The organism is Mesorhizobium sp. M0761, from assembly GCF_040320205.1.
GTDB lineage: Bacteria > Pseudomonadota > Alphaproteobacteria > Rhizobiales > Rhizobiaceae > Mesorhizobium.
Genome location: NZ_JAMYPF010000006.1, coordinates 69038 through 82903, shown reverse-complemented (window position 1 = coordinate 82903; position 13866 = coordinate 69038). Strand labels below are relative to the sequence as shown.

Genomic DNA, 13866 nt, shown 5'->3' with positions numbered 1-13866 from the left:
CAGCTGAATGAATGGCTATTTGGTTGCCGACGCCTTGACCGAGTCGGCGTAGTAGACCTGGCGGGCGTGCAGCCGCTCGCGGTAGCGCTCTTGGCTGGCGGTGAGATGAGCGCGCATCGCCTCGCGCGCGGCTTCGGCGTCGCCTGAGGTGATCGCATTCAGGATCACCAGATGCTCGCGTTGCAGCCCTCGCTGATAGCTGTCGGATTGCACCAGTTCGGTCGACCAGGGCGAGGTCACGTCGCAAGGAATGGCGCGGCGGCCCAGCACATCGAGCATCTCGACATAGAACGGGTTGTTGGTGGCGCTGGCGATTGCCCGGTGGAAGGCGAGATCGGCCGGACCGGTCGGCTCGCTGTTGAGCAGCAGCCGTTCGAATTCGAAGAACGCTTCCTGGATCGCTGCTTCCTGCGCGGCGTTGCGGCGAATGGCGGCGAGCCCGGCCGATTCGATTTCGACGGCCAGGCGCACTTCGAGCACATTGAGCGCGATGGAATCCTTGCTGCCCATGTCGGCGGCGAGCGCGCCGAACATCGTTGAGATGTGCTCGGTGACGAACACGCCTGCGCCCTGGCGCGCCTCGACCAGCCCGTCGGCGGCGAGCTTGGCCAGCGCTTCGCGGATGACGGTGCGGCTGACGCCGAAGGTCTCGGTCAGTTGTCCTTCGGTCGGCAATTTGTAGCCGGGCAGGATCTCGCCCGCCTGCAGCTGCTTGCGGATCGCTGCGACGACGGTCTCCGACAGTTTGGGTTTTCTCTCGACCCTGAGATCAACAGCGCTATCCGATGCCATATCGCACCCCTGTTTGAAGACGTCTATTTGAAGACGCCCTATTTGAACACGCTCGGCAACCAGAGCGAAATCGCCGGAATATAGGTGACCAGCCCCAGGACCACGATGCCCGCGCCATAGAACGGCCAGATCGAGCGCATCGCTTCCCAGACCGTAATCTTGCCGACGGCACAGGCGACGAACTGCACCGTGCCGACCGGTGGCGTGTTGAGCCCAATGCCGAGATTGAGGATGGTGATGACGCCGAAATGCACGGGGTCGACGCCGTAATGGGTGACCAGCGGCAGGAAGATCGGCGTGCAGATGATGATCATCGGCCCCATGTCCATGAAGGTACCGAGCAGCAGCATCAGGACGTTGAGCAGAAGCAGCACCACCAGCGGATCGGTGGAGATGGCGTTCATGCCTGCGATCAGCAGCACCGGCACTTTTAGATAGGCCATCAGCCAGCTGAACGAGGCCGCCGTGCCGATGATCAGCAGCACCATCGAGGTCGTGCGCACCGCGCCCTTTGTGGCATGGACGAAATCGCCCCAGGCCATCGACCGGTAGACGAAGACGGTGACCAGCAAAGCGTAGATGATGGCGATGCAGGAGCTTTCCGTCGCCGTGAAAATGCCCGAGCGAACGCCGCCGAAGATGATCCCGATGAGCAGAAGTCCGGGGATGGCGATGACCGCCAGCTGGCCGACACGCGAGAAGCCGGGAAAAGCCTCGACCGGGTAGCCGCGGCTGCGGGCGACGAAATAGGCGGTGACCATCAGCGAAGCGGCGAACAGCAGACCAGGCAGGATACCGGCGGTGAACAGGTCGGCGATCGAAATCTTGCCGCCGCCGGCGATCGAATAGATGATCATGTTCTGCGACGGCGGCAGAAGCAGCGCGATCAGCGCCGCCATCGAGGTGACGTTGACGGCATAGTCGGCGCCGTAGCCGCGCGCTTTCATCTGCGGGATCATCAGCCCGCCGACGGCAGCGGCTTCCGCCACAGCCGAGCCGGAAATGCCGCCGAACAACGTCGCGGCGATGATGTTGACCTGACCGAGCCCACCGCGGACATGACCGACCAGCGAGCCGGCAAAGGAAACGATGCGCTGCGCGATGCCGCCGCGCACCATCAGATCGCCCGCAAAGATGAAGAACGGGATCGCCATCAGCGAGAACGCCGACATGCCCGACTTCAATTGCTGGAACACCACCAGGGGCGGCAGGCCGAGATAAAGCACGGTGGCGAAGGACGCCGCACCCAGGCAAAAGGCGATCGGCGTGCCGGCAAACATCAAAAGCGTGAAGACGCCAAACAGGATCCAGAGTTCCATCTAGGCCTCCTGCACGGCCGGCATTTCCGGCACTTCCTCGAGATTGATATCCTTGTCGATGTCGGCGCCGGACCAGCGCAGCACGATGCGTTCGGCCGAGAACAGGCAGATCAGAAAGCCGCCGGCGACCAGCGGCAGATAGTCGAAACCGCCGGGAAGCTCGAGCGCCGGGATGATGGTCCGCCAGGTCAGCCCGACCAGCTTGCAGCCGTACCAGACCATGCCGAAGCCGAAGCCGAACGCGATCAGGTCGGACAGGGTGCGCAGCGCCCACTTGCTGCCCTTGGGCAGGATGTAGAGCAGCACGTCGAAGCCCATATGGTAATTCTCGCGCACGCCGACGGCAGCGCCCAGGAAAATGAACCAGTTCATCAGCATGATGGCGGTGACTTCGGTCCAGCTCGGTGACGCGTTGAGCACGAAGCGGGAAAACACCTGGTAGGCAACAAGCGCGGTCATGGCGACCATCCCGATGCCCGCGAGATAGAGCGCACCGTCGCAAATCTTCGAAAGCACCGCGCTGAAGCGCGGTGGCGCTCCGCTCCTGGCCGTTCCCGCAGTCATCCGATCCTCCCGGTCTTTCCGTCCCCTAAAAGCGATTGGCGGGGCGGCGCCATGCCGCCCCGCCAGAAAATCACTTGGTCGCCTGGATGCGCGTCGCGAGGTCCTTGAGCTCCGGCGTCTTCAGATACTTGTCGTAGACCGGCTTCATCGCATCGATCAGCGGCTGCTTGTCGATCTCGCTGACCTTGACGCCGGCCTTCTCGACGATCTCTCGCGACTTCTTCTCCTGCGCGTCCCACAATTCGCGCATCTTGACGACGCTATCCTTGGCCGCCTGCTTGACGATCGCCTGGTCTTCCGGCGTCAGTCTGTCCCAGCTCGATTTCGACATCACCAGCACTTCCGGCACGATCTGGTGCTGGTCGACGGTATAGTGCTTGGCGACTTCGTAGTGCTTGGCGGATTCGAAGCTGGGCCAGTTGTTCTCGGCGCCGTCGATGACACCGGTTTCGAGCGCCGAATAGACCTCGCCATACGCCATCGGCGTGGCATTTGCGCCAAGCGCGTTGACCATATCGACGAACACGTCGGACTGGATGACGCGGAACTTCATGCCTTTCAGATCGGCGATCGAGGTGATGTCCTTCTTGGTGTTGTAGAAGGAACGGGCGCCGGAATCGTAGAAGGCAAGGCCGACCAGATCATGCGTCTCGAAGGCCTTGAGGATCTCGTCGCCGATCGGCCCGTCCATGACATGGCGCATGTGCTCGACCGAACGGAACATGTAGGGCAGCGACGGCACCGCGGTTTCCGGCACGATGCCGTTGAACGGACCCATCGAGACGCGGTTCAGATCGATGACACCGGTCTGCGTCTGCTCGATCGTGTCCTTTTCCTCGCCGAGCTGCGCCGAATGATAGACCTCGACCGAATAGCGGCCGGCGGTGCGCTCCTTGATGAGCTCGCCGAGATATTTGACCGCCTCGACAGTCGGATACCCGTCCGGATGGGTGTCGGCCGAGCGCAGTACGGTCTGGGCGCCGGCAACGCCGATCATCAGCGAGCCGAAGGCGAATGTGGCTGCCATCAGTTTTGAAAAATGCAACATGACTGTCTTCCTCCCTTAAAATTCCACGCGCCCGGCTCACAGCCGGTACGCCTTCTTGGCAAGCGTGTAGGCAAGCTCCCGCGCCAGCTCATGCGCCTCGTCCTCACGCAGCCGGTGCTCGGCGACGAGACGGGCGAGAAAGGCGCAGTCAACCCGGCGCGCCACATCGTGGCGGGCGGGTATGGATGGAAAGGCGCGGGTGTCGTCGTTGAAACCGACAGTGTTGTAGAAGCCGGCGGTCTCGGTGGTCATCTCGCGGAACCGGCGCATGCCTTCCGGACTGTCATGGAACCACCAGGCAGGCCCGAGCTTCAGCGCCGGATAGACGCCGGCAAGCGGCGCCAGTTCACGCGCGTAGCTGGTCTCGTCGAGCGTGAACAGGATGATGGAGAGGTCGCGCTCCAGCCCGACGCAGTCGAGCAAGGGTTTGAGCGCCGCGGCATAGTCGGTGCGGGTCGGAATATCGAAGCCCTTGTCGCGGCCGAATTTTTGGAAAACACCAGGCGAGTGGTTGCGCCATGAGCCGGGATGGATCTGCATGACCAGCCCGTCGTCGCGGCTCATCTTGGCCATTTCGGTCAGCATCTGGGCGCGAAACAGTTTGCGCTCGCGCTCGTCGTCCGAGCCGCGGCGGATGCGGTTGAACAGCTCTTCCGCCGCCGCATCGGAAAGATTGGCGGTCTCGGCCGTCGGATGGCCGTGATCCGACGAGGTTGCGCCGAAACTTTTGAAGAAGGCGCGGCGCTGGCGATGCGCGTCCAGATAGCCGGCCCATGTGCCGGTGTCGCAGCCGGCGATCTCGCCCAGGCGATCGAGATTGGCAGAAAATCCTTCGAAGTCGGGATCGACGACGGCATCCGGCCTGTAGGCAGTGACGACGCGGCCCTGCCAGCCGCTGTCGCGGATCGTCTTGTGCCATTGGAGATCGTCGAGTGCGCCCTCGGTCGTCGCGATGACCTCGATGTTGAAGCGTTCGAACAGCGCGCGTGGACGATAATCGTCGCGCTGCAGCAGGGCGGCGATGGTGTCGTAGTGGCGGTCGGCGGTGTCGGCGTTGAGCGGCTCTTCGATGCCGAACAGATGCTCGAGCACATGGTCGAGCCACAACCGCGTCGGCGTGCCGCGGAAGAGGTAATAGTGCTCGGCGAAGCGCCGCCAGATCGCCCTGGGATCGGTCTCGACCGGCGAGCCGTCGAGGGTCGGGACGCCGAGATCTTCCAGCCGCACGCCCTGGCTGAACAGCATACGGAAAATGTAGTGGTCGGGCACCACCAGCAATTGCGCGGGATCGGGGAATGGCTCGTTGAGCGCATACCAACGCGGATCGGTGTGGCCGTGCGGGCTGATGATCGGCAGGTCCTTGATGCCGGCATGGAGATCGCGCGCGATCGACAGCGCGCGCCCTTCGGCGGCAAAAAGCAGATCCGGATCGGTCAGTCCCGCCACGTCGTTCCTCCCAGGGGCGATATCGGTAGGATTGGAAAGAAATAATGTCAACATACAAAAACTGGATTGTTGTATGATGACTTTTAACCGGCGTCAGGTCATTGTGCGGCGGAAGAGCGGATGTTACGCCGCTAGCAGATCCCGCCCCGCACACCATCCAGCGACAAGCCGCGCCATGACCAGCAGACGCCTTTCCAACGCAACAGTGCAATCCTTGCCGGCCTCGGTCGCCGTCCCCGCCTATGATCGCGCCAGTGTCGCCCCAGGCATCGTCCATCTCGGCGTTGGAGCCTTCCACCGTGCCCATCAGGCCGCCTATGTCGATGACTGCCTAGCGGCCGGCGAAACCGGCTGGGGCATTGTCGGCGTCTCGCTGCGCAGCCCCGACACGCGCGATGCGCTGACGCCACAGGACGGGCTCTACACGCTGGCGGTGCGCGGCAGCGATGGCGAAGCGCTGCACATTATCGGCTCGATCCAGTCGATGCTGGTCGCGCCGGAAGACCCCGGCGCGGTGCTGGCCGCGCTGACCGACCCGCGCACCCGCATCGTCACCCTGACCATCACCGAAAAGGCCTATCTCAGGGCCGCCGACGGCAGCCTCGACGAAAACCATCCCGATATCGTCCACGATCTGGGCAATCCCGGATCTCCCAGGACAGCGCATGGATTCCTGGCGGAAGCGCTGGTGCGACGCCGGGCCGCCGGCACGCCGCCCTTCACCGTGCTTTGCTGCGACAACCTGCCGGCCAATGGCGCCACGCTGCACCGGCTGCTGGTCGGGTTTGCAAAACTGCGCGATGCCGGCGCTGCTGCTTCAGGCGACGCTGCCCTCGCCGGTCATATAGCCGATGACGTTGCATTCCCATCGAGCATGGTCGACCGCATCGTGCCGGCAACCACCGATGCCGACCGGGCGCGCATCGCGGTCGAACTCGGCCTCGAGGACGCCTGGCCGGTGATGACCGAGCCATTCCGGCAATGGGTGATTGAGGACAGGTTTCCAGCCGGACGGCCGGCCTGGGAGAAATTCGGCGTCACCATGGTCGAGGATGTCCGGCCGTTCGAGGACATGAAGCTTCGGCTGCTCAACGGCGCCCATTCGGGCATCGCCTATATCGGCCTGCTCAGCGGCCACGTCACGGTCGACCGCGCCTTCGCGGATCCCGCGATCCGCGCGTTCGTCGACCGGCTCTGGGCCGAGGCCATCCCGACCTTGCCTAGGGATGCCGGGCTCGACACCTCAGCCTATACGGCCGAACTTGCCGAACGTTTCTCCAACACAGCGCTGGCCCACCGCACGGCGCAGATCGCCAATGACGGCAGCCAGAAATTGCCGCAACGCATTGTCGCTACCGCCATCGAGCGCATCCAGGCCGGCCTGGTCCCGGAGCATCTGACGCTGGTGATCGCCGCCTGGATCGCCGCCTGCGAGGTGCGCGGCAAGGACCTGCCGGAAGCCCACTTTACCGATCCGCTCGACGCGGCACTGGCGGCGCTCGGAGCGCAGCCGACGCTGGAACGGGTGGTGACGGTGTTTGACCTCGCCGGCTTCGCCAGCGGCAGCCCCGACCGCCAGACGCTGATCGAACTGGTTGCCGCTCATCGCGAGCATATCCTGCAAGGCGGGGTGGCGCTCGCGCTCGCGGCACTGGGTATACCGGGAAAGACCAGGTGACCTGACGTCGCCCGGATACAAAAAGCCGGGCTTAAGCCCGGCCTGTTTCATACCTTTGCCCGACCATGACCCCTCGGATCACGTCCAGTCATTCTGCGGCTTACGCCGGCAGCAGCGCGCCTTCGAGCGTGGTAAGCTGGCTAAGGAACTGCTCCGCCTTGCTGCGGCTCTGGTCGTCCTTGGCGTCGGCGGCGTCTTCCTTGGCTTCCTGGATGCGGCGGGCGAGATCGGCGCGGTCGATATCGCCGACGGCGACCGCCGATTCGGCGAGCAGCGTGCAGCCGGCAGGGACGATGTCGGCAAAGCCGCCGAACACCACATAGCGTTCTTCCTTGCCGCCGGCGGTCTTCAGCGTGACGACGCCCGGCTTGATCGTGGTCATGACTGGCGCATGGTGCGCCATGACTGTCATTTCACCTTCGGCGCCTGGAATGACGACGGACTCGACCTGCTCGGAAACCAGGAGGCGCTCCGGCGAGACCAGTTCGAACTTGAAAGCTTCAGCCATGTCAATTTAGTGAGTAGGGAATAGTGAGTAGGGAGTAGGGAGAGGACAGCTGTCCTGATCACCCGGCCGCTATTCACTACTGACTACTGACTACTCCCTATTGCCTTGATTACGCTGCTTCAGCCGCCAGGCGCTGAGCCTTCTCGACCGCTTCGTCGATGCCGCCGACCATGTAGAAGGCGGCTTCCGGCAGGTGATCGTAGTCGCCGTTGCAGAGGCCCTTGAAGCCCTTGATTGTGTCGGCGAGGTCGACCAGCTTGCCCGGCGCACCCGTAAACACTTCGGCGACGAAGAACGGCTGCGACAGGAAGCGCTCGATCTTGCGGGCGCGGGCCACCGTCTGCTTGTCCTCTTCCGAAAGCTCATCCATGCCAAGGATGGCGATAATGTCCTGCAGCGACTTATAGCGCTGGAGGATCGACTGCACCTGGCGGGCGACGGCATAGTGCTCCTCGCCGACGACCAGCGGATCGAGCATGCGCGAGGTCGAGTCGAGCGGATCGACGGCGGGGTAGATGCCCTTTTCCGAGATCGCGCGGTTGAGCACGGTCGTCGCGTCCAGGTGGGCGAACGAGGTCGCAGGCGCCGGGTCTGTCAAATCGTCGGCCGGCACGTAAATCGCCTGCACCGAAGTGATCGAACCCTTGGTCGTTGTGGTGATGCGTTCCTGCAGCGCACCCATGTCGGTGGCCAGCGTTGGCTGGTAACCCACGGCCGAAGGAATACGGCCGAGCAGCGCCGACACTTCAGAACCGGCCTGCGTGAAGCGGAAGATGTTGTCGACGAAGAACAGCACGTCCTGGCCCTGGTCGCGGAAATATTCGGCGACCGTCAGGCCGGTCAGGCCGACGCGGGCACGCGCGCCCGGCGGCTCGTTCATCTGGCCATAGACCAGTGCCGCCTTGGAGCCTTCGCCGCCGCCCTTCTTGTTGACGCCGGACTCGATGAACTCGTGATAAAGATCGTTGCCCTCGCGGGTGCGCTCGCCGACGCCCGCGAAGACCGAGAAGCCGCCATGCGCCTTGGCGACGTTGTTGATCAGCTCCTGGATCAGAACCGTCTTGCCGACGCCGGCGCCGCCGAACAGGCCGATCTTGCCTCCGCGGGCGTAGGGCGCCAGAAGGTCGAGCACCTTGATGCCGGTGATCAGGATCTGCGCTTCCGTCGACTGTTCGACATAGGTAGGCGCCGGCTGGTGGATGGCGCGCATCTCGATGCCGTCGACCGGGCCTTCTTCGTCGACCGGCTCGCCGATGACGTTGATGATGCGGCCGAGCATGCCCGGGCCGACCGGAACGGTGATCGGCGCGCCGGTGTCATAGACGTCCTGGCCGCGAACCAGGCCTTCGGTGGAATCCATGGCGATGCAGCGCACGGTGTTTTCGCCCAGATGCTGGGCAACTTCGAGCACCAGGCGGTTGCCGACATTGGAGGTTTCGATGGCGTTCAAAATGGCCGGCAGATGATCGCCGAACTGCACGTCGACGACGGCGCCGATGACCTGGCGAACCTTGCCGATGGCGCCGGTCTTCTTGACGGCAACGCTCGTCGTCTTCACTGCCGGGGCCGCGGCCTTGGCGGGCGCGGCCGCCTTCTTGGCCGGAGCGGCCTTCGCCGCTGCTGCCGGAGCCTTTGCGGCCGCCTTGGGGGCCGTCTTCGCGGGGGTCGCTGCTTTCGCCATCGTCTTTACCCTTCTCGTCCTTTGTTTCTCACGCTCCATCAGAAGGTCGATGACCTCCTGGCGGTCGCGCCTAGAGCGCTTCGGCGCCCGAAATGATTTCGATCAGTTCCTTGGTGATCTGCGCCTGCCGCTGGCGGTTATAGGTGATCGACAGTTTGTTGATCATGTCGCCGGCATTGCGCGTTGCATTGTCCATGGCGCTCATTTTGGCGCCCATCTCGCCGGCTGCGTTTTCGAGCAGCGCGCGGAAGACCTGGACCGAGATGTTGCGCGGAATGAGATCGGTGAGGATCTCGCCCGGCTCCGGCTCGTATTCGTAGACGGCATTGCCACCGGCGGTCGCTTCGGCGGGAGCGGAAGCCACGCCGGCAGGAATGATCTGCTGCGCGGTCGGAATCTGGCTGATCACCGACTTGAACTGCGAATAAAACAGCGTGCAGATATCGAAGCCGCCTTCGCCGAACAGATGGATGATCTTACGGGCGATCGCATCGGCATTGACGAAGCCGAGCTTCTTGACATCGCGCAGGTCGACGCGGTCGATAATCAGCGAGGCATAGTCTCGGCGCAGAATGTCGAAACCCTTCTTGCCGACGCAGATGATCTTGACCTGCTTGCCGTCGGCCAGAAGCCGGCGGATATGGTCGCGGGCCAGACGTGCGATCTGCGAGTTGAAGCCGCCGCACAGGCCGCGCTCGGCGGTGCAGACGACGAGCAGATGCACATCGTCCTTGCCGGTGCCGGTCATCAGCGCCGGGGCATCGCCGCCGCCGCCGATCGCCTGCGTGATATTGGCCAGCACCGCACCCATCCGCTCGGAATAGGGACGCGCCGCCTCCGCTGCTTCCTGCGCGCGGCGCAGCTTCGCCGCGGCGACCATCTGCATCGCCTTGGTGATCTTCTGCGTCGCCTTGACCGAGGCGATACGGTTACGAAGGTCTTTTAATGAAGGCATGCTTCAAACCTGATCCCGAGCGTCCGGCTTCTTCTCAAGCGAAGGTCTTGGCGAAGGCGTCGATCTCGGCCTTCAGCTTGGCGCGCAGATCGTCCGACAGCGCCTTTTCCTTGCGGATGCCGTCCAGCACGTCCTTGCCGGCCGAGCGCATATGGCTGAGCAGGCCGTGCTCGAACTTGCCGACCTGGTTCAGCGCCAGCTTGTCGAGATAGCCGTTGACGCCGGCGAAGATCACCGTGACCTGCTCCTCGACCTTGAGGGGCGAGAACTGCGGCTGCTTCAACAGTTCGGTCAGGCGCGAGCCGCGGTTGAGCAGGCGCTGCGTGGCGGCGTCGAGATCGGAGCCGAACTGCGCGAACGCAGCCATTTCGCGGTACTGCGCGAGCTCGCCCTTGATCGAGCCGGCGACCTGCTTCATCGCCTTGATTTGCGCCGACGAACCGACGCGCGACACCGACAGGCCGACGTTGACCGCCGGACGGATGCCCTGGAAGAACAGGTTGGTTTCGAGGAAGATCTGGCCGTCGGTGATCGAGATCACGTTGGTCGGGATGTAGGCCGACACGTCGTTGGCCTGCGTCTCGATGATCGGCAGCGCGGTCAGCGAACCGCCACCCAGATCGTCGTTGAGCTTGGCGGCGCGCTCGAGCAGGCGCGAATGCAGGTAGAACACGTCGCCCGGATAGGCTTCGCGACCCGGCGGGCGGCGCAGCAAGAGCGACATCTGGCGATAGGCGACGGCCTGCTTCGACAGATCGTCATAGCTGATCAGCGCATGCATGCCGTTGTCGCGGAAATATTCGCCCATGGTGGCGCCGGTGAACGGCGCCAGGAACTGCATCGGCGCCGGATCGGAAGCTGTGGCGGCGACGATGATCGAATATTCAAGGGCGCCGCGCTCTTCGAGAACCTTCACGAACTGCGCGACCGTCGAGCGCTTCTGCCCGATGGCGACGTAGACGCAGTAGAGCTTTTCCTTTTCCGGCCCGTTGTCGTGCACGGCCTTCTGGTTGAGCATCGTGTCGAGGATGATCGCGGTCTTGCCGGTCTGGCGATCGCCGATGACCAGCTCGCGCTGGCCGCGGCCAACGGGGATCAGCGCATCGATGGCCTTGAGGCCGGTCGACATCGGCTCGTTGACCGACTTGCGCGGGATGATGCCTGGCGCCTTGACGTCCACGCGCTTGCGTTCGGTCGCCTTGATCGGGCCCTTGCCGTCGATCGGATTGCCGAGCGCGTCGACGACGCGGCCGAGCAGGCCCATGCCGACAGGCGTATCGACAATGGCGCCGGTGCGCTTGACGATGTCGCCTTCCTTGATGTCGCGGTCGGCGCCGAAGATGACGACGCCGACATTGTCGGCTTCGAGGTTGAGCGCCATGCCGCGGATGCCGCCGGGGAACTCGACCATTTCGCCGGCCTGGACATTGTCGAGGCCGTAGACGCGAGCGATACCGTCACCGACGGACAGCACCTGGCCGACTTCGGAGACCTCGGCCTCCTTGCCGAAATTCTTGATCTGGTCTTTGAGAATTGCGGAAATTTCCGCGGCGCGGATGTCCATCAGCCGACCTCTTTCAGTGCAAGCTTGAGCGAATTGAGTTTGGTTTTGAGCGACGTATCGATCTGGCGCGAGCCCATCTTGACCACCAGCCCGCCGAGCAGCGACGGATCGACGGTAACAGTGATGGCTACGTCCTTGCCGGCGACGCTTTTCAGCGCGGCCTTGAGTTCCGTCTGCTGGGCAGCCGTCAGTTCATGCGCCGAAGTGACCTCCGCTGATGTCTCACCGCGCTGTTCGGCGGAAATCCGGCGAAATGCCTTGATCATGCCGGGCACCGCGAAGAGCCGGCGGTTGCGGGCGACGACGCGCAGAAAATTGCCGGTCAGGCCGGTGATGCCGGCCTTGTCGGCGATCGACGCGATTGCCTTGGCCTGGTCCTCGCTGGAGAACACTGGGCTGTTGATGAGGCGCGTCAGGTCGGCGCTGTCATCCAGCATCTTGGCGAAACTGTTGAGGTCGGCCTCGACCTTGGCCACCGAATTCGACTGCAGCGCAAGTTCGAACAGCGAACCCGCGTAGCGTTCTGCGACACCTGAGATTGGCGATGACGATTGAGCCACGGACCGTCTTTTCTCTTGTCTGAGGGGCCGCAGATTGTTGGCGCGAGCAAAAACTCTGGCTAAATCTTTGACCTTACTAAGTTTTTCCAAGCACGGAGGCGCGGCTTCCGCTATCCCCGGCCGAAAGTCGATTGCCGTCTAGCACAGGCCTTTTAAGACCGCAATGCGTCGTTCCGCATGCTTTTCGGGCACTATTGTCGCATCCGGCCGTAGAGTTCAACCGAAGCCTTTGGATTGGCTGCCGATTCAGGGCAGAAAGCCGAAGACGAAGGCGAGCGGCAACGCGGCCAGGACGAGTTCGACGACGATCGACGCCCAGTTGAAAGGCGTGTTGGCGCCGTCCGACATCATCGACAGCAAACGGCCAAAAGCGGTGAACAGCCAGGAAAAGCCGAGTGCCATATAGAGCCACGGCTGCGCCAACAGAATGCAGCACAGGCTGACGCCGAGATAGAAGCCCGACATGCGGCCGCGCCCTTCCGCGATTGCCGCTCCCCTTTCGGGCCGGACCTGCAGCCGCAGAATCCGAAATGCCAGCCCTGGCGCGAGGAAAAACAGCAGACCGAGCGCCAAGGTGACGACGGCGCTGGACCAAGCCAGCCATTCGCCCTGGCTGGTCGGCCACGGAAACGCAAATTCCATCTTGCTTTCATCCCCTCACAGCAATGCCGGATGTATTGAATGTCGCTGCAAAAAGAAGTCAAGCGCGCGGCAGTTTTGGCACGCAATTCGTGAAGGAGCGGAAGGCTGTTTAGGCCGCGCGCGCGTCCGGCCAGCATCGTGGCCAACCTGTATTATCAGGCGACGCCTCCCTCCTATCTGCAGGACCGGTTTTGCACAGCCAAAGGCCCCGACACCGATCGCCCTTATTTCCTGACCAGGCACCTCAATCTGGCCGGCACGGAAGCAGATCGATGGAAGCTGAAAGTTGTCGGCAGCGGCAATGTCGCCGTGGCCGCCCAGCCCTGATCTCTGTTTTGGCCCTTCAGGGCAGCATGAATGCGACCGCCGCCTCGGCATGGATGCGCGTGGTGTCGAACACCGGAATGTCGAAATCGCGCTCGCCAATCAACATGGTGATCTCGGTGCAGCCCATGATGACGCCATCGATCTTCTCATCGCGCCGCAGACGGGCGACCTCGTCGATATAGGCCGCCTTCGATGCCGCGCTGACGATGCCCCGGCAGAGCTCGTCGTAGATTACCTGGTGCACCATGTCGCGCCCGGCCTGGTTCGGCACCACGGGCTGCAGCCCGTATTTCTCCGTCAGCCGGCCCTTGTAGAAATCCTGCTCCATGGTGAAGCGGGTCGCCAGCAGCGCCGGCCGCTTGACGCCGGCGCCCTTGACCGCGACTGCCGTGGCGTCGGCAATGTGGATAAGCGGGATCGACACCGCCGCCTGCACCCGGTCGGCGAGCTTGTGCATGGTGTTGGTGCAGATCAAAAGCCCCTCTGCGCCGCCCGCCTCCAGCTTGCGCGCCGCATCCGCCAGCAGCACGCCCGCACTGTCCCAGTCGCCATGATGCTGCCGGTCGGCGATTTCGGCGAAGTCGAAGGAATAGAGCAACAGCTTTGCCGAATGCAGCCCGCTCAGCCGCTCGCGCACGATCTCGTTGAGCAGGCGATAATAGATCGCCGTCGATTCCCAGCTCATGCCGCCGATGAGGCCAAGGGTTTTCATGCGCAGAGCCTCCAGCAGGACCGAACGATCTCTCTCACAGAAAAGCTTTACGGGTCGATGTCAATCTTAA

The 13866-nt window shown here is 63.3% G+C and carries 14 protein-coding genes; 2 read left to right on the top strand and 12 right to left on the bottom strand.

The window, feature by feature from the left end; translation table 11 throughout:
• Positions 1 to 15: 15 nt before the first annotated feature.
• The 5 genes from NKI32_RS11940 to uxaC all read right to left on the bottom strand — a co-directional run bounded on the left by NKI32_RS11940 (position 16) and on the right by uxaC (position 5169).
• Complete coding sequence (locus tag NKI32_RS11940; protein ID WP_023668680.1) at positions 16 to 792, bottom strand: FadR/GntR family transcriptional regulator; 777 nt, start codon at positions 790 to 792, stop codon at positions 16 to 18.
• Between the two features lie 38 nt (positions 793 to 830).
• On the bottom strand, positions 831 to 2111 hold the full coding sequence (locus NKI32_RS11935; protein WP_023684106.1) for a TRAP transporter large permease: 1281 nt from the start codon (positions 2109 to 2111) through the stop codon (positions 831 to 833).
• Positions 2112 to 2675: a TRAP transporter small permease gene (locus tag NKI32_RS11930; RefSeq protein ID WP_023688890.1), complete on the bottom strand. Its 564-nt coding sequence runs from the start codon at positions 2673 to 2675 to the stop codon at positions 2112 to 2114. It abuts the gene before it with no gap.
• 70 nt (positions 2676 to 2745) lie between these two features.
• Entirely contained in the window at positions 2746 to 3723 is a 978-nt protein-coding gene (locus NKI32_RS11925; protein WP_023684104.1) for a TRAP transporter substrate-binding protein, read from the bottom strand.
• A 36-nt stretch (positions 3724 to 3759) separates the two neighbouring features.
• Positions 3760 to 5169 carry a glucuronate isomerase gene (gene uxaC / locus NKI32_RS11920; protein ID WP_023732975.1) on the bottom strand — a complete coding sequence of 470 codons (1410 nt, stop codon included), beginning with the start codon at positions 5167 to 5169 and terminating at the stop codon, positions 3760 to 3762.
• A gap of 175 nt (positions 5170 to 5344) precedes the next feature.
• On the opposite strand from uxaC, the gene NKI32_RS11915 reads away from it, so the two are divergent.
• A complete protein-coding gene (locus NKI32_RS11915; protein ID WP_353002687.1) occupies positions 5345 to 6847 on the top strand; it encodes a mannitol dehydrogenase family protein in 1503 nt (500 codons plus the stop codon).
• Between the two features lie 100 nt (positions 6848 to 6947).
• Here NKI32_RS11915 and NKI32_RS11910 read toward each other — a convergent pair whose 3' ends face one another.
• The 6 genes from NKI32_RS11910 to NKI32_RS11885 form a co-directional block, all read right to left on the bottom strand.
• Positions 6948 to 7355 carry a F0F1 ATP synthase subunit epsilon gene (locus tag NKI32_RS11910; protein ID WP_023668674.1) on the bottom strand — a complete coding sequence of 136 codons (408 nt, stop codon included), beginning with the start codon at positions 7353 to 7355 and terminating at the stop codon, positions 6948 to 6950.
• Positions 7356 to 7464: 109 nt separating this feature from the next.
• A complete protein-coding gene (gene atpD / locus NKI32_RS11905) occupies positions 7465 to 9036 on the bottom strand; it encodes a F0F1 ATP synthase subunit beta (protein WP_023698224.1) in 1572 nt (523 codons plus the stop codon).
• 70 nt (positions 9037 to 9106) lie between these two features.
• On the bottom strand, positions 9107 to 9991 hold the full coding sequence (locus NKI32_RS11900) for a F0F1 ATP synthase subunit gamma (protein WP_023668672.1): 885 nt from the start codon (positions 9989 to 9991) through the stop codon (positions 9107 to 9109).
• Between the two features lie 34 nt (positions 9992 to 10025).
• Positions 10026 to 11555, bottom strand: coding sequence for a F0F1 ATP synthase subunit alpha (gene atpA, locus NKI32_RS11895; RefSeq protein ID WP_023684101.1), 1530 nt, complete (start codon positions 11553 to 11555; stop codon positions 10026 to 10028).
• Positions 11555 to 12115: a F0F1 ATP synthase subunit delta gene (locus tag NKI32_RS11890; protein ID WP_023700226.1), complete on the bottom strand. Its 561-nt coding sequence runs from the start codon at positions 12113 to 12115 to the stop codon at positions 11555 to 11557. The genes atpA and NKI32_RS11890 overlap by 1 nt, the downstream gene beginning before the upstream one ends.
• A gap of 246 nt (positions 12116 to 12361) precedes the next feature.
• On the bottom strand, positions 12362 to 12757 hold the full coding sequence (locus NKI32_RS11885) for an AGROH133_08824 family phage infection protein (RefSeq protein WP_023736848.1): 396 nt from the start codon (positions 12755 to 12757) through the stop codon (positions 12362 to 12364).
• Between the two features lie 138 nt (positions 12758 to 12895).
• Here NKI32_RS11885 and NKI32_RS11880 point away from each other — a divergent pair, with 138 nt between their 5' ends.
• Positions 12896 to 13084 carry a hypothetical protein gene (locus NKI32_RS11880; protein ID WP_352984724.1) on the top strand — a complete coding sequence of 63 codons (189 nt, stop codon included), beginning with the start codon at positions 12896 to 12898 and terminating at the stop codon, positions 13082 to 13084.
• A gap of 16 nt (positions 13085 to 13100) precedes the next feature.
• On the opposite strand, the gene NKI32_RS11875 is transcribed toward NKI32_RS11880, so the two are convergent.
• Positions 13101 to 13796 (bottom strand): aspartate/glutamate racemase family protein, encoded by a 696-nt coding sequence (locus NKI32_RS11875; RefSeq protein ID WP_353002686.1) that lies wholly within the window; start codon positions 13794 to 13796, stop codon positions 13101 to 13103.
• Positions 13797 to 13866: the final 70 nt, after the last annotated feature.

Coding starts and splice junctions, on each gene's coding strand:
- NKI32_RS11940 (WP_023668680.1), bottom strand. CDS start 792: ATGGCATCGGATAGCGCTGTTGATCTCAGGGTCGAGAGAAAACCCAAA.
- NKI32_RS11935 (WP_023684106.1), bottom strand. CDS start 2,111: ATGGAACTCTGGATCCTGTTTGGCGTCTTCACGCTTTTGATGTTTGCC.
- NKI32_RS11930 (WP_023688890.1), bottom strand. CDS start 2,675: ATGACTGCGGGAACGGCCAGGAGCGGAGCGCCACCGCGCTTCAGCGCG.
- NKI32_RS11925 (WP_023684104.1), bottom strand. CDS start 3,723: ATGTTGCATTTTTCAAAACTGATGGCAGCCACATTCGCCTTCGGCTCG.
- NKI32_RS11915 (WP_353002687.1), top strand. CDS start 5,345: ATGACCAGCAGACGCCTTTCCAACGCAACAGTGCAATCCTTGCCGGCC.
- NKI32_RS11910 (WP_023668674.1), bottom strand. CDS start 7,355: ATGGCTGAAGCTTTCAAGTTCGAACTGGTCTCGCCGGAGCGCCTCCTG.
- atpD (WP_023698224.1), bottom strand. CDS start 9,036: ATGGCGAAAGCAGCGACCCCCGCGAAGACGGCCCCCAAGGCGGCCGCA.
- NKI32_RS11900 (WP_023668672.1), bottom strand. CDS start 9,991: ATGCCTTCATTAAAAGACCTTCGTAACCGTATCGCCTCGGTCAAGGCG.
- atpA (WP_023684101.1), bottom strand. CDS start 11,555: ATGGACATCCGCGCCGCGGAAATTTCCGCAATTCTCAAAGACCAGATC.
- NKI32_RS11885 (WP_023736848.1), bottom strand. CDS start 12,757: ATGGAATTTGCGTTTCCGTGGCCGACCAGCCAGGGCGAATGGCTGGCT.
- NKI32_RS11875 (WP_353002686.1), bottom strand. CDS start 13,796: ATGAAAACCCTTGGCCTCATCGGCGGCATGAGCTGGGAATCGACGGCG.